The 17,743-nt window shown below is 61.0% G+C and carries 19 protein-coding genes and 2 tRNA genes; 11 read left to right on the top strand and 10 right to left on the bottom strand.

Annotated elements, in window-relative coordinates; translation table 11 throughout:
* Positions 1-11 precede the first annotated feature (11 nt).
* From G6M89_RS09870 to G6M89_RS09895, 6 genes are all read right to left on the bottom strand, one after another.
* On the bottom strand, positions 12-482 hold the full coding sequence (locus tag G6M89_RS09870) for an Lrp/AsnC family transcriptional regulator (RefSeq protein ID WP_165161623.1): 471 nt from the start codon (positions 480-482) through the stop codon (positions 12-14).
* Between the two features lie 184 nt (positions 483-666).
* Positions 667-1,911 (bottom strand): MFS transporter, encoded by a 1,245-nt coding sequence (locus tag G6M89_RS09875; RefSeq protein ID WP_165162097.1) that lies wholly within the window; start codon positions 1,909-1,911, stop codon positions 667-669.
* 127 nt (positions 1,912-2,038) lie between these two features.
* Positions 2,039-2,500, bottom strand: a complete 462-nt coding sequence (gene bcp / locus G6M89_RS09880; RefSeq protein WP_165161624.1) for a thioredoxin-dependent thiol peroxidase — start codon at positions 2,498-2,500, stop codon at positions 2,039-2,041.
* A gap of 38 nt (positions 2,501-2,538) precedes the next feature.
* On the bottom strand, positions 2,539-3,507 hold the full coding sequence (locus G6M89_RS09885; protein ID WP_165161625.1) for a hypothetical protein: 969 nt from the start codon (positions 3,505-3,507) through the stop codon (positions 2,539-2,541).
* On the bottom strand, positions 3,504-4,679 hold the full coding sequence (gene priS / locus G6M89_RS09890; protein ID WP_165161626.1) for a DNA primase small subunit PriS: 1,176 nt from the start codon (positions 4,677-4,679) through the stop codon (positions 3,504-3,506). The genes G6M89_RS09885 and priS overlap by 4 nt, the downstream gene beginning before the upstream one ends.
* Positions 4,680-4,765: 86 nt before the next feature.
* Entirely contained in the window at positions 4,766-5,242 is a 477-nt protein-coding gene (locus tag G6M89_RS09895) for an N-acetyltransferase (protein WP_165161627.1), read from the bottom strand.
* 130 nt (positions 5,243-5,372) lie between these two features.
* Between G6M89_RS09895 and G6M89_RS09900 the strand changes: the two genes are divergently transcribed.
* The 4 genes from G6M89_RS09900 to G6M89_RS09915 all read left to right on the top strand — a co-directional run bounded on the left by G6M89_RS09900 (position 5,373) and on the right by G6M89_RS09915 (position 9,785).
* Entirely contained in the window at positions 5,373-5,816 is a 444-nt protein-coding gene (locus G6M89_RS09900; protein WP_165161628.1) for an archease, read from the top strand.
* Between the two features lie 161 nt (positions 5,817-5,977).
* Positions 5,978-7,048 (top strand): DoxX family protein, encoded by a 1,071-nt coding sequence (locus tag G6M89_RS09905; RefSeq protein WP_165162099.1) that lies wholly within the window; start codon positions 5,978-5,980, stop codon positions 7,046-7,048.
* 95 nt (positions 7,049-7,143) lie between these two features.
* Positions 7,144-8,607 carry an RtcB family protein gene (locus G6M89_RS09910; protein ID WP_165161629.1) on the top strand — a complete coding sequence of 488 codons (1,464 nt, stop codon included), beginning with the start codon at positions 7,144-7,146 and terminating at the stop codon, positions 8,605-8,607.
* Positions 8,608-8,789: 182 nt separating this feature from the next.
* Positions 8,790-9,785: a linear amide C-N hydrolase gene (locus G6M89_RS09915; protein WP_165161630.1), complete on the top strand. Its 996-nt coding sequence runs from the start codon at positions 8,790-8,792 to the stop codon at positions 9,783-9,785.
* A gap of 6 nt (positions 9,786-9,791) precedes the next feature.
* On the opposite strand, the gene G6M89_RS09920 is transcribed toward G6M89_RS09915, so the two are convergent.
* Positions 9,792-10,022, bottom strand: coding sequence for a hypothetical protein (locus tag G6M89_RS09920; RefSeq protein WP_165161631.1), 231 nt, complete (start codon positions 10,020-10,022; stop codon positions 9,792-9,794).
* Positions 10,023-10,174: 152 nt separating this feature from the next.
* Between G6M89_RS09920 and moaA the strand changes: the two genes are divergently transcribed.
* Positions 10,175-11,164: a GTP 3',8-cyclase MoaA gene (gene moaA, locus G6M89_RS09925; protein ID WP_165161632.1), complete on the top strand. Its 990-nt coding sequence runs from the start codon at positions 10,175-10,177 to the stop codon at positions 11,162-11,164.
* Between the two features lie 27 nt (positions 11,165-11,191).
* On the opposite strand, the gene G6M89_RS09930 is transcribed toward moaA, so the two are convergent.
* The 3 genes from G6M89_RS09930 to G6M89_RS09940 are packed head-to-tail and all read right to left on the bottom strand — an operon-like array spanning position 11,192 to position 14,804.
* The gene (locus G6M89_RS09930) at positions 11,192-11,881 is read right to left on the bottom strand and encodes a hypothetical protein (RefSeq protein ID WP_241175289.1); all 690 of its coding nucleotides are present in this window, start codon (positions 11,879-11,881) and stop codon (positions 11,192-11,194) included.
* Entirely contained in the window at positions 11,878-13,866 is a 1,989-nt protein-coding gene (locus G6M89_RS09935; RefSeq protein WP_165161633.1) for a DUF58 domain-containing protein, read from the bottom strand. Before G6M89_RS09935 ends, G6M89_RS09930 begins: the two co-directional genes overlap by 4 nt.
* On the bottom strand, positions 13,863-14,804 hold the full coding sequence (locus G6M89_RS09940; protein ID WP_165161634.1) for a DUF4129 domain-containing protein: 942 nt from the start codon (positions 14,802-14,804) through the stop codon (positions 13,863-13,865). Before G6M89_RS09940 ends, G6M89_RS09935 begins: the two co-directional genes overlap by 4 nt.
* 276 nt (positions 14,805-15,080) lie before the next feature.
* On the opposite strand from G6M89_RS09940, the gene G6M89_RS09945 reads away from it, so the two are divergent.
* The 6 genes from G6M89_RS09945 (at position 15,081) to G6M89_RS09970 (ending at position 17,723) form a co-directional block, all read left to right on the top strand.
* Positions 15,081-15,163, top strand: a tRNA-Ser gene (locus G6M89_RS09945).
* Positions 15,164-15,298: 135 nt separating this feature from the next.
* Positions 15,299-15,820: a 30S ribosomal protein S13 gene (locus G6M89_RS09950; RefSeq protein WP_165161635.1), complete on the top strand. Its 522-nt coding sequence runs from the start codon at positions 15,299-15,301 to the stop codon at positions 15,818-15,820.
* Positions 15,820-16,341 carry a 30S ribosomal protein S4 gene (locus tag G6M89_RS09955; RefSeq protein ID WP_165161636.1) on the top strand — a complete coding sequence of 174 codons (522 nt, stop codon included), beginning with the start codon at positions 15,820-15,822 and terminating at the stop codon, positions 16,339-16,341. Before G6M89_RS09950 ends, G6M89_RS09955 begins: the two co-directional genes overlap by 1 nt.
* A gap of 3 nt (positions 16,342-16,344) precedes the next feature.
* Positions 16,345-16,734, top strand: coding sequence for a 30S ribosomal protein S11 (locus tag G6M89_RS09960; protein ID WP_165161637.1), 390 nt, complete (start codon positions 16,345-16,347; stop codon positions 16,732-16,734).
* 3 nt (positions 16,735-16,737) lie between these two features.
* Positions 16,738-17,487, top strand: a complete 750-nt coding sequence (locus G6M89_RS09965) for a DNA-directed RNA polymerase subunit D (RefSeq protein WP_165161638.1) — start codon at positions 16,738-16,740, stop codon at positions 17,485-17,487.
* A 151-nt stretch (positions 17,488-17,638) separates the two neighbouring features.
* Positions 17,639-17,723, top strand: a tRNA-Leu gene (locus G6M89_RS09970).
* The last annotated feature ends 20 nt before the right edge of the window (positions 17,724-17,743 follow it).

The raw sequence follows: 17,743 nt of genomic DNA on the forward strand, positions 1-17,743 counted from the left end.
GCTTACAGGCATTACTTGGTATATTGTTCACCGAAGTGGTTGAACGATTGGCCGCTTTCAGCCACGACAACCCCTGTGTTTGATATTTCAATTCCAAGTTCATTCAGCTCTGCGACGGCCTCTTCGGCCCTGTCTTGCGTTTGTGTAATCAATTCAATATGGACGTTATCGGTGTCTGCCATCAGTTCAGTGACCGAAATGACGTTATCAACGGTGGCGATGCATTCAATCGTCTGCTCGCGGTCGTCCTCGAGAATCGTGCCGACGAGCAGCATGTGGTGTTCGAATCCAGCCGTTTCGTAGTCGATAACTGGTGTGTAGCCCTCGATCACGCCCTCGTCCTCGAGCGTCGAGAGACGGTTGGCAACCGTGCTCGCGGCGAGGCCAACCTGTTTGCCGATCGCTTCCGTCGTCACGTTTCGAGCATCATCCTGCAAGATGTGAAGGATCGCTTTGTCGGTGCGATCGAGATCAACGGTCATTGTGTCAGGTATACCCTGGCGCCGTATGTCTCTTTCACCCGTTTTCTCCCACTGTATCGGACAGTCCGGTAGAAGTCACAATCAGTGCACCTGTGAGCCGTCTGTAGTTGCCCCAGTGTACAGTTATAACACCGTATACGTGGCCGACATCGAATCCTCGAGCGTACTCGGTTGATCACAATCGTCAGTCACTCTCATCCGGTGAGTTGGGCGATGCAGTCGCTGTGGTGACCACTGGTCGTCGAACCAGTCGAACCGCGATAATCGCACCAACTAGTGCGTAGACTGCCAGCAATCCAAACAGCGCCCGCACAGAGACCGACTCGAGGAGGACGCCACCGACGGCGATGCTCGCGGACCCCAGCCCAAACATCCCGAGGTACGTATAGCCGTAGGAGAGCCCACGCGTCTCTGCGGGCGTATAGACTGCGACGGCTTCCTGATAGAACGGCTCAATCGCAAACAATGCGAACCCGAGCACACCACAGTAAAGCACGATCAGCCACACACCACTGCCAGAAACCGGAAGAAACGCCACTGCAAGGACTGCCAACACCACGAAAACGATCGCGACGCCCCTCGAGACGGCAATCCGATCGGTCAGTCGCCCGGCAACGTACTGTCCGCCCATGCCCGCGACGAGCACCCAGACGTAGAAATAGTCGCCAAGCGAGAGCTCCGCCAGTTCACCCGGTGGGTCGACGGCAGCCAGCGCCGGCAGTCCGTTGAGTAGTTCCGGGAGATACGTGAGTACGCCGCGGTAGTAGAGGCCAACACAGGTGACGATCGCGAACACAAGGACGAACGAACTGGCAAACAGCGTTCGCGAACTCTCAAACAGTGACGATGCAGCCGGAGAGTCCGTTTCGTGTGTTGCACTCGAGGCAGTTGTCGAATCGGCCTCGAGGGCGGCGGTCGGATCGAACTCGGCTCGAAGGCCATACAGCGTCGCGAGCAATCCGGGGACGGCGAGTGCAATGGCAACGAGTCGCCAGTCGAAAACGAGCAACAGGGTCGCGGTTGCGAACGGCCCGAGTGCGATGCCGAGATTCCCCGCGATGCCGTGCCAGGCGAAGACGGTGCCACGTTCGTCGACGCCTGTGCTGATGAGGGCCAACCCGGCCGGATGATAGATGCTGGCGAGCAGTCCCCACAGAAGGAGACTCACCGCAATGGCATAGATCGACGTCGCAAACGCGAGCGTGATGAACGCGACGCTCATACCAGCAAGACAACACAGAATCAGCCGTTTTGGGCCGTAGCGATCGACGAGTACGCCCGCCGGTAACGCGCCGAGTCCAAACGGGGCGTAGCCAAGCGCGACGATGAATCCGATGAGGGCAACGCTCACTTCGAAGACATCGAGCCAGACGACCAGCAAAAGGGGAATCGCCAGTTCGAACCAGTGCACGCTCGCATGACCGAGCATTGTAAACACTGCAATCGAACGATCGTTCTCCTCGAGCGTCGACAGTGTCACGTGCGTCTCACCATGGCGTCACCGATAACTGCGATTTCGCTCCGACGTAGGTAACCGCTTGGAAATCACTCAGCGATTACGCCGACTCGAGTGCCGACAAGACCGCATCGGCGTGGCCCTCCGGCGAGACATTCTCGTAGACGGCTTCGATCTGGCCGTCGGGGTCGACGACGTAGGTGTTGCGAAAGACGCCATCGAAGGTGTTTCCAAACATCTGTTTTTCGCCATAAGAGTCATACGCCGTCGAAACCGCGCCGTCCTCGTCCGAAAGCAGGTCGAACGAGAGGTCGTACGCATCGGCGAACGACTCGAGGTCCGACACTGGATCATCACTGATGCCGACCACTGCGACGTCCTGTGCGTCGAACTGTGCCAGCGCCTCGTCGAACTCACAGGCTTCGGTGGTGCAGCCGTCGGTGTTCGCCCGCGGGTAGAAGTAAACGATGAGTCGCTGTCCATCGAAATCGGACCGTCGAATCGTCTCGCCATGCTGGTTACGAAGTTCAAACGCGGGGGCATCATCGCCGATATCGAGCATACTGGTGTCTTTGCGAGCCACCGAGTAATTGTTGTGGATTACTCGAGCGATTCAGCCGCATCCTGCTCGAGCAGCGGCGTTGCGTTCTGCTCGGGCAGGGTCACGATGTCATCGCTCGAGAGGGTGTACTCTCGGTCGTCGATGCCGAGAATGGGGCCGATATCGCGCGTGATCCGAACGGTGACGCGGTCGACTGCTGTCGAGGCGTCCTCGGTCGGAGTCACGCCAGCCTCGTCCGGTGACGGCGGCTCCGGTGCGGGGCCGTCGGCTGGCGCTGCGTCGTCGCTGCCAGCCCCGTCAGTTACCGATTCGGTCGTTGACGTGTCGGGTGCTCCACCCATGACATCAGCCGGTGAGACGCCACTCGAGGCCTCGGCCGCTGGCGAGGCGTCTGCTGGTGGCTCCGGGGGGACACTATCGTCGTGTGACTCCGATTCCTGTGGCGGTACCGGCGGTGTCGTTTCGGACTGGGCGTCCTCGCTTTCGACATGTCCGTGGGCGCTGTCGCCTGTTGACCCTGCGCTTGGTGGCACTGGTGGCTCGTCCGTATGAGCCCCACGGTCGGTTTCGGTTCCCAACTCTCGTTCGGAGGGCGCGTCGACAGCATCGGCCGCCGGCTCCATGCCCTCGAGAACGTCGAGGACGCGCGTTTTGTTCGACTCGATGCGTTCGACGAGGTCATCAAAGAGGTCGGCTTCCTCGGCTGTCAGTCCCTCGTCGTTGGCTGCCATCCCGGCTGCAGAGAGGCTGGCCTGTTTGACGAGTTTGCCCATCCGGCGTTCGTAGATGGCCTCGACGACGTCTTTGGCCGTCTCGATTTCGTCCGTCAGGTGGCTTACTTCCGGCGAGGAGAAGGGGTCCGTCGCGCGCTCGGCAGCCTGATCGCGTTCATCCTCGAGATCGGCAATATACTGACCGACCTCCTGGTAGAACGAGGGGCGCAGATTCTGGAGACTGTCTTTCTGGCGCTCCTTGCTCTGGACCGAGCGTAGTTCGTCTAAATTCATTCTTTTTCCTTCTCCGCCCTGCCGCGAGCCATCAAGAAGACGGCAACGTACTCTGGGAGTGACTGGTCACCCTCGGCGATTGTAAAACTATCTCCTCCGAGTTCGACCTCGCCGCCGCGGGTCACGTCGACGGCAATCTCCTGACCCCGGAACGTCTCCGGAACCGCATCAACGAGCGGGTCAAACGCCGCAATTTCGTCGCGCTCGAGGCGAACCGTTTTCAGGCCGCTGCCACCGTGGAGACTACCCGGCAGGCGGATGAGGCGGTTCGTATCGGTCGTAACCGGCTCGTCGATGGGTGCGTTATCCCGTTTGACAGCCGTCTTCGTGAATCGCTCGGCCAGTTGGGAAACAGCCGTGTGGACGGTGACGTTGCCCGACTCGAGGCCGTCGCGATTGTTTCGGGCGGCGTTGAGCGTCGCCGTGGCTTTCCCCTCGCCGATGCCGTCGAACTCCTGTAAGCGCTCGAGGGCGTCGTCTTCGTCCATCGCGAGCAGGTCGTCGACGAACGTCATGAAGTGCTCGTGGGTTCGCTTTCCCCACCCGCCCTCGATCTGTAGCGTCCGTCGCTCTGTGGGCGTTTTTCGGCCGAGTCCGGCGACGGTTTCGGTGTCGATCAACTCCTCGTACTCGAGGCCGATCCCACGGACGTAGTCGACGATTTCGCGGCGGTGCTCGCGGTCGAGTTCGAGAATGTTCGTATCGCGAACGTGGACGTGATAGCCGCGGCCGCCCGAGAAGACGATCTGTAAGTCTTCGAACGCAAAGTCGTCCTCGAGGAACTCGAGCAAGCGCATGAGCGCGTCCTTACATGTCGCAAGCATCTCGGCGTAGGAGTCTTCGCCGAGGGTGACGTTCGGGAGGTGATCGGCGTCTAAGTCGAAGACGAGGTCGGCGGACTGCCAATCTTTGGCATGCATCGAACTTGCGCCGGGGTCGCGAAAGCGCCCCGCAGAGAAGTAGACGTGACGTGGTCGTTTTCGGACGAGAAACTCCGAGAGGTCGCCCAACTCGAGTAGCGAACGGTGACGGACCATGGTCGTGTCTGGTCCCTCGGTCCAGGGGATAAAGCCCCACTCGCGTTCGTTGGCTGCAGGTGGTGGCGTGATCTCCGTTCGACGATAGTGGTCACGAAACCGCCCCCGCAGGTAGGCTCGCGTTCGCTCCTCCATACGACTCGAGTAGTCGTGGGTGGGTCCGTATAACCCTGCCGAATGTCGGATCTTGTGAGGGTTGGTTCCGTCGAGGGCGGCGGTGACTATCGCCGGATAAGATCCGAGAGACGGTCCGTAATTCCTACATCAGAGCCGAGTTTGAGGTAGTAGGCATCGCCGCTGTCTTCGTAGTAGTTGTCGATGCGGCGTTTAATCTCGAACCCGAGGTGTTCGTAAAACTGGAGTGCGTTTTCGTTGCTCGTGCGGGCGTGACAGGTGATCGTGTCGTGATCATCGGCGACGCGAGCAACGAGGCGTTTGCCGATTCCTTCCCCACGGTAGCCGGGGTCGACCGCCAGAAAGAGAATATAGCCGTCGCGTCGAACGGCTGCAAATCCGATGAGATCACTGTCCTGCAGATAGCAATGAACCGTCGAGCGTCGATAGGCATCGGAAAAGAAGTCGCGTCGCTGTTTGAGTACGCCTTCTTGCCTGTTGATCTGCTCTTTGAGGTCCCAGGCATCGTCGACGAAGTCGTCGCTCCCCGGCGCGACGACGCGACTGTCGATATTGACGCTCACTACTCCTTCCTAACACTGTCGCCAATATAATTCCACCGGCGACAGGCCGCAACATCCCGATTTTCCGATATATTCTGTACGCGTCAGCAGAACCGACGAACATACGGGAGCGGTCCGCGAACTAGCAGCAATGGCGTACGAACTCCGCGACCACACGGCAGACATCGCAGTCGCCGCAACCGGCGACTCACTCGAGGATGTCTTCGCGGCCGTTGCTGACGGGCTTGCAGCGGCCTCGTGTGACGAACTGGTCGAGACCGGTGAGCGATTCTCCCTCGCGGTCACCGCAGAGAGCCGCGAAGCCCTGCTGTTTGACTACCTCGACGAACTGATCTACCTGCGAGATGTCCGCCTCGAGTTGCCAGTGTCCCACCGTGTCGACGCCATCCAGCACGGTTCAGCCGACGAAGACGACACGACTGGCGAGGAGTGGACACTCGAGGCCAGTGCTCGTGGCGTCCCGCTGTCAGCACTCGACGCCCGCGAAATTAAGGCAGTAACGTACTCCGAAATGGAACTCGAGCGCGTCGATGAGGGCGATGGCTGGTCTGCCTACGTCGTCTTTGATGTCTAACGTGGATTCACACGGTGACAGGCGCTGCCGCCGGACGAAGCTTATTCAGTCCAGTTGGCGTACGACCAACAGTGATCGAATCCACTCGCTTGCAGCCTCGGTCCCGTCCCTCGTCCCTTCGCGAGTGTAGACGGCTGTCCCGACGGCTCCCTCGCGTCTGGATTGTGAGCCTCATCGCCCTCTCGAGTCTGCTGGTCGCAACATCGCCCGCGAGCGCACACGAAGAATACGTCGTCGACGACGAACAGGATGTGGGCCTCGAGGAGTTTCTCGCCGAAGGGTTGACAGATCCGTTCGTCGTCGGGCCGCTGCTCGCCGGTGGACTCGTCGTCCTCGCCGTCATCGGCGGCTACCTCGCCGTTCGCCCACTCCAACAAGACATCGCCGCCTTTCGCTTTGCGATGCGAGAGTACATCGAGTACGTTCCCTGGTTGCTGCGCATTTCGCTTGGCATTCCCCTCATTGGGGCCGGCTTTAGCGGCTACTTCATCAGCCCCGCACTCGAGGTCGACCTTCGACTTCTGCAGGTCGGTCTCGGCTTTTTGCTGCTGTTCGGACTCGCGACGCGACTCGTTGCACTCGGTGGGTTGGTGACCTACCTCGTCGGGCTCGCCATCTGGCCGACGCTCTTGCTCCAACTCGAGTTCATCGGTGGATTCGCAGCACTCGCACTCCTTGGCAGCGGGCGGCCGAGTGCTGATCACGTCCTTCAGCGTGTCGTCGGAACGCGAGGGACACTGTACCGGAAACTGGACCCGGTTCACGACTGGGCGGACGCGTTTCAGTCTCGGATCGATCCCTACGAGCGCCTGCTCCCGACGGTCGTCCGACTCGGACTCGGTGCCACGTTCATCTTCCTCGGCGTGACCCAGAAGATCCTCCAGCCGGGACTCGCACTCGCTGTTGTCGACCGCTACGACCTGACTGCGGTGATTCCCGTCGCGCCAGAACTGTGGGTACTCGGCGCTGGACTTGCCGAAACGGCACTCGGCATCGCGCTTATCCTCGGCTTTTTCACCCGCGCAAGCGCGGCGACAGCCATTACGATGTTTACACTCACCCTCTTTGCACTGCCCGACGATCCTGTCCTCGCCCACGTCGCTCTCTTTGGAATGGCCTCTGCACTTCTGATCACCGGCAGTGGTCCCTACGCACTCGATGGCAAACTCGAGCGCCTCGAAACCGAGTCTGAATACGTGGATGCGACGCCGACGGACGCATCGGCCGACTGAGGTGGGCTGGTGCTGGTCTGCTGGAATGACCGCTGAACGATCGCTGTTCGACGGAGAGACGAACATCTTTCATCGTCGCCGTTCGAGTACCGCGTATGAGCAACACGTTCGATGCTGACGGTATCACGCTCGAGCAAGTGCGTGAATTCGTCTGGGAGGTCCAAGAAGAGGGCGACATGCGCGTTCCTGCACGCGTCCTCGCGAGCGAGGCACTCCTCGAGGAGATTTCGGATGATAAAACGCTCGAGCAGATCACGAACACGACCCATCTGCCCGGCATCACGAACTACGCGATCTGTATGCCCGACGGCCATCAGGGCTATGGTTTCCCCGTCGGTGGGGTCGGTGCACTCGATGCCGAAAACGGCTGTATTTCGCCGGGAGCAGTCGGCTATGACATCAATTGCGGCGTCCGGATGATGCGGACGAACCTCACCTATGACGACCTGCAGGGCCGCGAGGAGGAACTCGTCGACTCGCTGTTTGCGAACGTTCCGTCAGGATTGGGCGGCGGCGGCATCGTCGAAGCCGGTGTTGACACTGTCGAAGAAATCTTAGAGCGCGGCGTCGAGTGGGCCGTCGAGAACGGCCACGGCGTCGAGGGTGACCTGCTGCATTGCGAGGATGAAGGGGTCCGAGCGGAAGCCGACGCCTCGAAAATCAGCCAGAAAGCCAAGGACCGCGGCAAGAACCAGATCGGCTCGCTCGGCTCGGGGAATCACTTCCTCGAGGTCCAGCGCGTGACTGACGTCTTCGACGACGAGGTGGGCGAGGCGTTCGGGCTCGAGGAGGACCAAATCGTCGTCCTCATCCACTGTGGCTCGCGCGGGCTGGGTCATCAGACGTGTAACGACTATCTGCGAAAGATCGAACAGCAACATCAGGGCCTCCTGAATCAGTTGCCGGACAAGGAACTCGCGGCTGCGCCTGCCGGCTCACAACTCGCCGAGGACTACTACGCAGCGATGAACGCGGCGATCAACTTCGCGTGGGTCAACCGCCAGCTCATCATGCACCGCACGCGAGAGGTCTTCGAGCGCGTGTTCGACCGCTCGTGGGAAGCCATGGAGATGGAACTCCTGTACGATGTGGCTCACAACATCGCGAAAAAGGAGACGCACACCGTAGAGGGTGAGGAGCGCAAACTGTTCGTCCACCGAAAGGGCGCGACTCGAGCCTTCCCGGCCGGTCACCCCGAAGTACCGGCCGCGTACCGCGACGTGGGCCAGCCAGTCATCATCCCTGGCAGCATGGGCGCGGGTAGCTACGTCCTCCGTGGCGGCGAGAATTCGATGGACCTCACGTTCGGCTCGACCGCCCACGGCGCGGGCCGACTGATGAGTCGCACGCAAGCGAAAAACGAGTTCTGGGGTGGCGACGTGCAGGATGAACTCGAGGAACAGGACCAGATTTACGTCAAGGCCCAGTCGGGCGCGACGGTCGCCGAGGAAGCGCCGGGCGTCTACAAGGACGTTGACGAAGTCGTCCGCGTCTCGGACGCGCTCGGAATCGGTGATAAGGTCGCACGGACGTTCCCGGTCTGTAACATCAAGGGCTGACGTGCGTCGTCGCCGAACGTGAGCAGACTCGAGCGATTCGGATAAGTCATCAGTGATTGCGAGAGTCTGTCTCACCGGTCTACTAGCTGTTCCTGTGAAATGTTTATCACCATCGGTGAGGTGTGAGTGGTGATGCGCGAACAACGCAGCCACACGCACACACTCGAGGAGGGTCCGGACTGATGTGTACGCGTCTTACCTATCTCGGGCCTGACGGGCGCGTCCTCACCGCTCGGTCGATGGACTGGAAAGAAGATATCGGGACCAACATCTGGGCGCTTCCGCGCGGCCTCGAGCGCGAGGGCAACGTCGGGCCAGCGTCGCTGACCTGGACGGCCGACTACGGCAGCGTGGTCGCGACGGCGTACGACATCGCGACGACGGACGGGATGAACGACGCTGGACTGGTTGCCAATCTGCTGTGGCTCCCCGAATCGGAATATCCGGATTGGGACGGTGAGACGCCAGCCATTTCGATTTCGCTGTGGGCGCAGTACATGCTCGATAACTTCGCGACCGTCGCGGAGGCGGTCGACCACGTCGAGAGCGAGGAATTTGCTGTCGTCACCGAGCAGGTGCCGGGCGAAGACCGACTGGCTGCGCTGCATCTCTCGCTGTCGGATGCGACCGGCGACAGCGCGATTATGGAGTATGTTGACGGCGAACTGGTGATCCACCACAGCCGCGAGTATCAGGTGATGACCAACTCACCAACGTTCGACAAACAACGCGCGCTTGTCGAATACTGGGACGACATCGGCGGCACAGTCATGCTTCCAGGGACGAACCGCCCAGCTGACCGCTTCGCTCGAGCGCGGTTCTACGTCGATTCGATTCCACAGACCGATGACCGTCGCGCTGCGACCGCGAGCGTGTTGAGCGTGATTCGAAACGTCTCGGTCCCCTACGGCATCAGTACGCCTGACGAGCCACACATCTCCTCGACGCGCTGGCGAACCGTCGCGGATCACACCGACGAGATTTACTATTTCGAATCGGCGCTCATGCCCAACGCGTTCTGGGTCTCACTCGAGGAACTCGATCTCGAGGCGGGTGCTGACGCTCGCGTGCTTCGATTAGGGCCCGATCAGTCGACCGTATTCGCGGGCGATGTGTCCGACCAACTGGAAGCGAGCGATCCGTTCCAGTTTCTCGGCGCGGCGACGCCCTCACAGTGACAGTACTCACTTCAGTCGGAACGGATTCCCGTCGTCTTCGTCCTCGTCGCCGTCCGCTGATTCGTTCCCGTCGCCCTCGTAGGGTTTTCGCGCCGTGATCGTGATCGTCGCTTCGGGGTCGTCTTCGTCGGACCACGGACTGTCATAGGCCGAAATCTCGAGGTCGGTAACGTCCCAGCCCTCGTCCTCGATGAGGTCGACGAGTCGGCGCTGATCCGCGAGCATGTCCTCGTCCATACACGGGCGTTCGATCGTAACGGGCGTAGGTCTTGTGCCGGACTCGAGGTGGTCTCGAGCCCTCTTGAGCGCCCCAGTTCGAAACCAAAATCGGTTACGGAGGGGTGGAAATACCCGGCGAGTTTAAGCGGATCCGCCTGCAACTGCGTGACATGCTCACCGACGAGTTCGGACGCGAGGTCACCGGCGTCCGCGTTTCGCTTACCGATCGGTGTAATTTTGACTGTGTCTACTGTCACAACGAGGGATTGGGTGATACCCGCGGGCCGATGGACCCACAGGACGACGAGATGTCCACTGACGACGTCGTCACGTTTCTCGAGGTCGCCGCCGAGTTCGGCGTGGATTCGGTCAAGTTCACCGGTGGCGAGCCAATGCTGCGCCAGGATCTCGAAGAGATTATCCAGCGCACGCCCGAGCAAATGGAGGTCTCACTGACGACTAACGGCACCTTCCTGCCCGGTCGCGCTGAGGATCTCGTCGACGCCGGTCTCGAGCGGGTCAACGTCTCGCAGGACGCCCTCGATCCCGAGGATTTCGCTGCGGTCACGAAAAGCGGTGCCTATGACAAAGTTCTCGAGGGTGTCGACGCAGCCCTGAACGCAGGGCTGGACCCCGTCAAACTCAACATGGTCGTCTTCGAGCACACAGCGGGCTACGTCCCAGAAATGGTCAACCACGTCGCTGAAAACGAGGGACTCCAACTCCAGCTCATCGAGTACATGCCGGAACTCACCGGCAAGCCGGAGTGGAATATCGACATCGAGCGTGTTCACGGCTGGCTTGCTAAACAGGCCACAGAGATCGAGTACCGCGAGATGCACAACCGAAAACGCTACTGGATCGAACACGACGACGGTGAGGGCCGCGGCATGGTCGAAATCGTCGACCCCGTCGAGAATCCAACCTTCTGTGCGAACTGCCATCGCGTGCGCGTGACGCACAAAGGGTACTTGAAGGGCTGTCTGAATCGCAACGACGACCTCAAACCGATGGGCGAGATGACGAAACCCGAGATTCGCGAGGCCTTTCGTGCAGTTGTCTCGAGTCGGGTCCCCTACTACGGCGAGTACATGGTCAAAAACGACGCTGGAGAGTGGGAGGTCAACGACAAGTATATCGAAGAGTTTGCGGGCGCATGATCTCGGTGTGAATCCCGCGTCCGTCTGTTAGTACCGCCGTGATCGCTCCGTATGTCGGGAGTGACCCGAGCCCGAACCCGAGCGCCGCTTCCCAAGTCCAATCGTGATTAGTGCGGCCGCCAGCAACAACAGCACGACCATCGCAACCGGCTGGCCGCCAGCACCGGCGATAAACACGGCATAGCCGAGCGTGCCCGCGAACAATCCGACCAGCATACTCGAGACAATAGCCACCGCCTCGAGCCGGCGGGTTGGCGTCTCACGGCCCAGTTGCTCGCCGATATCGATCGCTGCGTGTGCGAGGTCCCAGGCGAGGACAACCGCAATCGTCCCGAGGACTGTCGGCGTGACGACCACTGCCTCGAGGCCGGCTGCGACGACGCCGAAGAAGATGGCAACTGCGCCGGCGTCGACAGCGGTTCGGTTGCCGAGAGCGAGACCGATACCGAGAGCGAGTGCCCCCACTGCAGCGAATGCGAGCCCTGTCATTGAGCCAAGCCCGGCTGCGACGGTCGCGACGAGGGCGGCGACAATGGAGACACCACTCGAGAGCAGCGCCGGTTTGTGCGTCAGCGTGATGCGTCCGTCTGTCGCCGTCTCGTCGGTATCGGTCGCCGACGCAGTGGATGTCTCAGTTTCGGGCATGCCGGTATCGGAGGGTTCGGTCGTCTCAGGTGAGGTCTGTTCTGACGTGCTAACCGCCTGTGCGTCGCTCATCGACGACCACCTGCATGTCGTGCAAAGACTTCATCAATTGACTCGTCGTCGGGCCAGTCGATGACTGGAATGCCGATTCGCTGCAGGTCGAATCGTCGGACACGCCGAGCAACCGCAGCGAGTTGCTGACTCGCTGTCTCCTCGGTTGTTGGATCCGGACTAACGACGGTGACAGGATGACCCCGCGACTCGAGTTGGCGGGCAATGGTAACCGAGCCGGTGTCACACAGCGGCGAGAGGAAGATAATCTGCGTTTCCGCCGAGAGGCGTCGACGCAGGGTCCGGAGCTGTGGGAGCCAGCGACTCTCCGATTCGGGCCGGGTAGCGTCGAACTGCGGATGCGTCGCGAGCAAGTCCTGTAAGCGGACCTCGTGGTCGCGCCCCGACGCCGGAGCGAGCCAGCAGGGATCTGCGTCAGCGTCACGGTCGCCAGTTCGGCTCACAGGGCCGAGTGCGGCGAGGCCGACAGTATCGCCTTCTGCAAGCAGCGACGCGGCGATTCGGCTAGCCGCTCCGACGGAGCGATCAACGGCGTGGGTCGCGTCGGGATCAGGCGCGAGGAACGAGGTTTTCCGTGCATCGACGAGCACCACAACGCGGGCCGCGCGTTCCTCGTGGAACTCGAGCGTGGCGAGTTCGCCCGTCTTTGCGTGGCGATTCCAGTCGATTCTCGAGAGCGGGTCGTTCGGCCGGTACTCACGAACCGAGTGGAACGTCGTCCCGGAGCCGCCGTCGCTGGTCATGAGCCGCCCCGAAAACGAGGCGGCAGTCGAGCGCAGCGGGACCGAGGTCCCAACCGGACGCAACACTGGCTCACAGACGATTGCTGTCTCGCTTTCAACGAGGTACTCGCGCTCGCGCGAGCGCGAGAGGTCGCGAACGATCGCCAGCGCCGGATCGAACGTGTGCGTTCCACGCTGGACGAGGACCGTATACTCGAGCGTCACGGATTCCTGTGGGCGAAGTGCTGTTCCAAGCCGACTCGAGCCCTGTGTGACGGCAAGTCCGGGTGGGACACCGTCGATAAATCGCAGGTCAGGGATGAACCGACCGCTCTCATTGGTGAGCGTGACAGTGATGTCGACTTCCTCGCCGGGTTCGGGATCGGTGACGCTCAGCGCTCGCTCGATGTCTATCTCCAGTTCGGGTGGTTCGAACGCGTGTGCGAAGCCGGCGTAGCCAACGCCGATGACGCCAGCGAGTGCAACGGCGGGCGCTTCGGCGACAGCACCGATTCCGACGGCAAACAGGGCCACAACGCCAATGCCGGTCCAATACTCCGTCGAGCGCTGCTCGCGGAGTTCGACCCCATCAATAGTGGCTGTCGACGTTCTCGAGGCTGTCTGCGTGTCGATTCGTCGGCCACGGTAGATCGGAAGCGAGTCTGGCGACGCATCGTCGTTACTCCCGTCGCCGTCTCCCTCGAGTGGCTCGCTGTTGTAGCCGACGTTTGCAATCGCTGCGGAGGTGTGACGAACGGCGGACTGAAACGACGACTCCTGTCGGCGCAGTCGCTTCGGCAGCCAGTCTCGAAGCGACCGGTCGTGATGGCGTTCGGGGGCGAGGAACTGGCCGGCTGCTGCATCGTCCGTCCACGTCCCATCGTCGAGTTTGGCCTCGGCGGCTTCTCGAGAGTGGCCTTCAAAGCGGGTAAGGACTCCTGTGGCGGCGATACGAAGCCCACTGGCGATTCGCCGGCTCCCGACGCTGTACTCCGAGGTCATCGAGCGAAATTCACCGATCGCATCCGAGATGGTCTCACCAGGTGCGGGGACGCCAGCCCGTCGCTCCGGTTCTGGTGGGGTAGTGCTCACTCGAGCGCCACGCCGTCCCAGGAGCGATTTGAGACCAACGGCGAGTGCGACCAGCCCGACGAGGATGATGAGCCCGTCGTGGAGCGATAGCGTGATCGCCCCAACGGCAACGCCGATTGCACCGGCCAGCAAAAGAAGGCCACCAAGAAGCGCAAGCTGTCGATAGTTCATGGCTGGTCACCCCCGGACGCCGCGGTTTCGTCGGCGGCGTCTTCGGCGTACGTCTCTTCGATGTGTCGAAGCACTTCGAGGGCGCGTTCTTCCATCGCGGGTGTCGTCTCGGCGTCGCCGTAACGGACATCTTCGAACAGGCGCGTGAGTTCATCGACGTGTTCGCGCTCGAGACCGGCATCGATTGCAGCGCGTGCGAACTCTCGCGGTGTGCTCGATTCGGGGCGACTGACCTCGAGTGACTCGGTCATCTCCTGCCAAGCGCGATAGATTTCGTTGTCGACGTCGTCGCCATCGGCGGTGTCGATCCGGTCTGCAGCACGGCCAGCCGCGCTTGCGACCGCCGCGGCGTCGGTGTGTCCGGCTGGTTCCGGTTCTGCCTGGGCCGGTTCGACTTCGTCGGTGTCATCCGTTCCTCGAGTAGCGAACAGGCCACCGACGAAGATTGCGGTAATGATACCGAGGACGAATAGTAACGGCCCCATAGAGAACGAACTGCCGTCTCCGTCGCCGCTACCACCATCACCGCCGCCACCGGTTTCGTTTGGCTGCTCGGGTGGGGCTGGCGGCTCAACATCCATTCCACCGCCTTGTGTGAACACGTAGACGAGTCCAAATATGACGAGACAGAGAGCTAATGCGGCAGCAATCAATCGGACTGCATCGCGACGGTGGGCAAGCAAATACCAGACGAACGCGAGTGCAAGGACGATTGCAAGCGCGTACAGTAGATACTCGAGGACGACCGGAATATCGGTAACGCCCGGATCAGACTGGTCCATCGGCTCTGGCTCGATTGGTGCACCACCGTCACCGTCACCAATACCACCGTTTCCGCCACTTTCGATCGGGGACTCAAGGGTCGCGGCAGCCAGCGCAATTGCGGTGATTGCACCGACCGCAGCGAGCAATCGAAGGAGGAGCGTGTTTCGTGACACTAGTTACCACCACTTGTAGGTCAGTAGTAATAAGTTACTACTTCGAGGAATTTGTTCAGGTAATCGCTAGCCGTGACGGCCGTCGAACAGCTGCTGAGTCGATATTTTACTCGAGGTGAAGTAAACGAGAGAAGTGTGCCTCTTGACCACATGGTTCGCATCATCGGTGTCGGGACCTTTCGTTGCGCTTAAGTACCCGTCGGCGGTAGATTTGGGTGCGATACGTGTAGAGGAGTGATCCTCGAGTCCGAGAGGGCGATGATACAAGCACACGGTGTCGTGGTAGCCAAGCGGCCCAAGGCGCATGGTTGCTAACCATGTGGCGTCAAGCCTCCGGGGTTCGAATCCCCGCCACGACGTCGGATACACTACTGACAAACGATCCACCACACTACTCACCGATGAGTAGGTGTTCGATGGGTGTTCGTCAGTTGGACTGACGCTTTCCGTCAGTCGTTTGCAACGCACGCAGACCAGACACACATACCCAACATATGAGCGCGGAAGAACCTCAAGAGCAAGAAGACGACGAAGACCTTCAGTACTTCGTCCGTATCGGTCAAACCGACCTCGACGGGACGAAGTCGGTCGAGCGCTCGCTTTCGGAGATGAACGGCATCGGTCACCGGACCGCCCGACTCATCGCACAGGAAGCGGGTGTTGATCGAACGGCAACGTTCGGTCGACTCGACGACGACGTCATTGATGAGGTCGTGACCCTGGTAGAGAACTACGCCGACGAAGTTCCGAACTGGCTCAACAACCGCCAGAACGACTTCTACACCGGCGAAACAACCCACGAGATCGGGAACGATCTGCAGCTGACTCGTCAGCACGACATCAACCGGATGAAGATGATCGACTCCTACCGAGGCGTTCGCCACAAGCGCGGCCAGAAGGTCCGTGGCCAGCGAACCAAGTCCACCGGTCGTACGGAGGGCACCATCGGAGTCAACGTCGAAGAGATCCGTGAAGAGCAGGCAGAAGAAGCTGCCGGCGACGAGGGTGACGAATAATGCCACTCGGAACGGACACCAAGAACTACGAGACGCCAAATCACCCATACCAGGGTGAGCGAATCGCCTCCGAGCACTCGCTGCTCGACCGCTACGGCCTCTCCAACAAAGAAGAACTCTGGCGAGCCCAGTCCGAACTTCGCTCCTACCGGCGCGAGGCTCGAGACCTGCTCGGCCAGCCACAGGGCGACGAGACTGTCCAACGGCGCTCCGAGGAGTTCCTCGGTCGACTCAAGCGCGTTGGCATCCTCGACGAAGCAGACGAACTCGGTGACATCCTCTCGCTCGAGATCGAAGACGTTCTCGAGCGCCGACTCCAGACGGTTGTCTACCGCAAGGGCCTCGCAAACACGCCCCAGCAGGCTCGACAGTTCATTATTCACGGGCACGTCGTTGTCGACGGCCAGCGCCACCAGGTGCCATCCTACGTCGTCGACATTGATGAGGAAGATCTCGTCGCGTTCGACGAGACGAGCCCGCTTGCGGACGAACTTCACCCAGAACGAGCGGAGGGACAATAAACCATGAGCCAGGACGACGACAAGTGGGGAATTGCCCACGTGCACGCATCGTTCAACAACACCATCATGACCGTGACGGATCTCACGGGCGCGGAAACGATCGCCAAGTCCTCCGGTGGGACGGCGGTCAAGCAGAACCGCGACGAAGCATCGCCATACGCGGCGATGCAGATGGCTGAGTCCATCGCAGAGGAGGTCAAAGCAGCCGGCATTACGGGCCTGCATGTGCACGTCCGTGGCCCCGGTGGAAACCTGCAGAAATCCCCCGGTCCCGGCGCTCAGGCGACGATTCGTGCGCTTGCACGCTCCGGTATCGAAATCGGGCGCATCGAAGACGTCACGCCGATCCCACACGACGGATCGCGCGCACCCAAAGGCAAGGGCGGCTACTAGACCATGAGTGCAGAGTACGACGTCGAGTTCGTCGAACGCGGGGATCGTGAGGCACGCTTCCTCGTCCGAGGCGTCACACCCGCCTTCGCCAACGGCATCCGCCGTGCGATGGTCGCAGACGTGCCGACGATGTCGATCGATGAAGTCCGTTTCGTCGAGAACTCGTCGGTTATGTTCGACGAGCAACTTGCACTTCGCCTGGGGCTCGTCCCACTGACGACACCCCCCGAGGGTGAGTTCGGTGACGACGCCACGATCACGCTTTCGATCGACGTCGAAGGCCCGAACACGGCCTACTCGGGCGACCTCGAGTCCAGCGACGACCTCGTCCAGCCCGCCGAGCAGAACGTGCCGATTATCAACCTCAAAGACGGGCAGCGACTCGAGGCCGAAGCCGACGCCGTACTCGACCACGGAAAATCGCACGCCAAACACCAGGGTGGTGTCGCAGTCGGATACAGCCACCTCCAGCGTGTGACGGTCGGGGACGACCTGCCGGAGTTCGAAGCCCAAGAGAGTCAGATCGTTCGCGGCGTCATCGAAGACGACGGCGAACTCGTCTCGACGAGCGAATTCAATCACGACCTCTCGAATCGTTACCCCGGCAAACAGGTAACGGTCGAAGACGTCCCGAACGCATTCGTCTTCCACGTCGAAACCGACGGCTCCACGACAGTCGACGAACTCGTCACGCGAGCCGCCGACTCAATCGAGACGCGCGCACGCGAACTCGAAGAGGCAGTACAGCTATAATACATGACCCGACGCCCCACCCCAACTCCAGCACCCACCTCGAGTCTGTCCACTGCGGCCACCGTGAGCAACGGGACCGCAACGACACACTCGCGTGTAGGGACTGGAATCGAAAGGGGTTTGAAGGGGCGACGGGTAGACGGAAGTGCACGCAGGGATAGCCAAGTCAGGCCAACGGCGCAGCGTTCAGGGCGCTGTCTCGTAGGAGTCCGCAGGTTCAAATCCTGCTCCCTGCACTTTTCCGGTTCGTCTGCAC

This window comes from Natronolimnobius sp. AArcel1, from assembly GCF_011043775.1.
GTDB lineage: Archaea > Halobacteriota > Halobacteria > Halobacteriales > Natrialbaceae > Natronolimnobius.

Excerpts from the sequence above, each read along its gene's own strand:
- G6M89_RS09870 (WP_165161623.1), bottom strand. The coding sequence starts at position 482 with ATGACCGTTGATCTCGATCGCACCGACAAAGCGATCCTTCACATCTTG.
- G6M89_RS09875 (WP_165162097.1), bottom strand. The coding sequence starts at position 1,911 with ATGCTCGGTCATGCGAGCGTGCACTGGTTCGAACTGGCGATTCCCCTT.
- bcp (WP_165161624.1), bottom strand. The coding sequence starts at position 2,500 with ATGCTCGATATCGGCGATGATGCCCCCGCGTTTGAACTTCGTAACCAG.
- G6M89_RS09885 (WP_165161625.1), bottom strand. The coding sequence starts at position 3,507 with ATGAATTTAGACGAACTACGCTCGGTCCAGAGCAAGGAGCGCCAGAAA.
- priS (WP_165161626.1), bottom strand. The coding sequence starts at position 4,679 with ATGGAGGAGCGAACGCGAGCCTACCTGCGGGGGCGGTTTCGTGACCAC.
- G6M89_RS09900 (WP_165161628.1), top strand. The coding sequence starts at position 5,373 with ATGGCGTACGAACTCCGCGACCACACGGCAGACATCGCAGTCGCCGCA.
- G6M89_RS09910 (WP_165161629.1), top strand. The coding sequence starts at position 7,144 with ATGAGCAACACGTTCGATGCTGACGGTATCACGCTCGAGCAAGTGCGT.
- G6M89_RS09915 (WP_165161630.1), top strand. The coding sequence starts at position 8,790 with ATGTGTACGCGTCTTACCTATCTCGGGCCTGACGGGCGCGTCCTCACC.
- G6M89_RS09920 (WP_165161631.1), bottom strand. The coding sequence starts at position 10,022 with ATGGACGAGGACATGCTCGCGGATCAGCGCCGACTCGTCGACCTCATC.
- moaA (WP_165161632.1), top strand. The coding sequence starts at position 10,175 with ATGCTCACCGACGAGTTCGGACGCGAGGTCACCGGCGTCCGCGTTTCG.
- G6M89_RS09930 (WP_241175289.1), bottom strand. The coding sequence starts at position 11,881 with ATGAGCGACGCACAGGCGGTTAGCACGTCAGAACAGACCTCACCTGAG.
- G6M89_RS09935 (WP_165161633.1), bottom strand. The coding sequence starts at position 13,866 with ATGAACTATCGACAGCTTGCGCTTCTTGGTGGCCTTCTTTTGCTGGCC.
- G6M89_RS09950 (WP_165161635.1), top strand. The coding sequence starts at position 15,299 with ATGAGCGCGGAAGAACCTCAAGAGCAAGAAGACGACGAAGACCTTCAG.
- G6M89_RS09955 (WP_165161636.1), top strand. The coding sequence starts at position 15,820 with ATGCCACTCGGAACGGACACCAAGAACTACGAGACGCCAAATCACCCA.
- G6M89_RS09960 (WP_165161637.1), top strand. The coding sequence starts at position 16,345 with ATGAGCCAGGACGACGACAAGTGGGGAATTGCCCACGTGCACGCATCG.
- G6M89_RS09965 (WP_165161638.1), top strand. The coding sequence starts at position 16,738 with ATGAGTGCAGAGTACGACGTCGAGTTCGTCGAACGCGGGGATCGTGAG.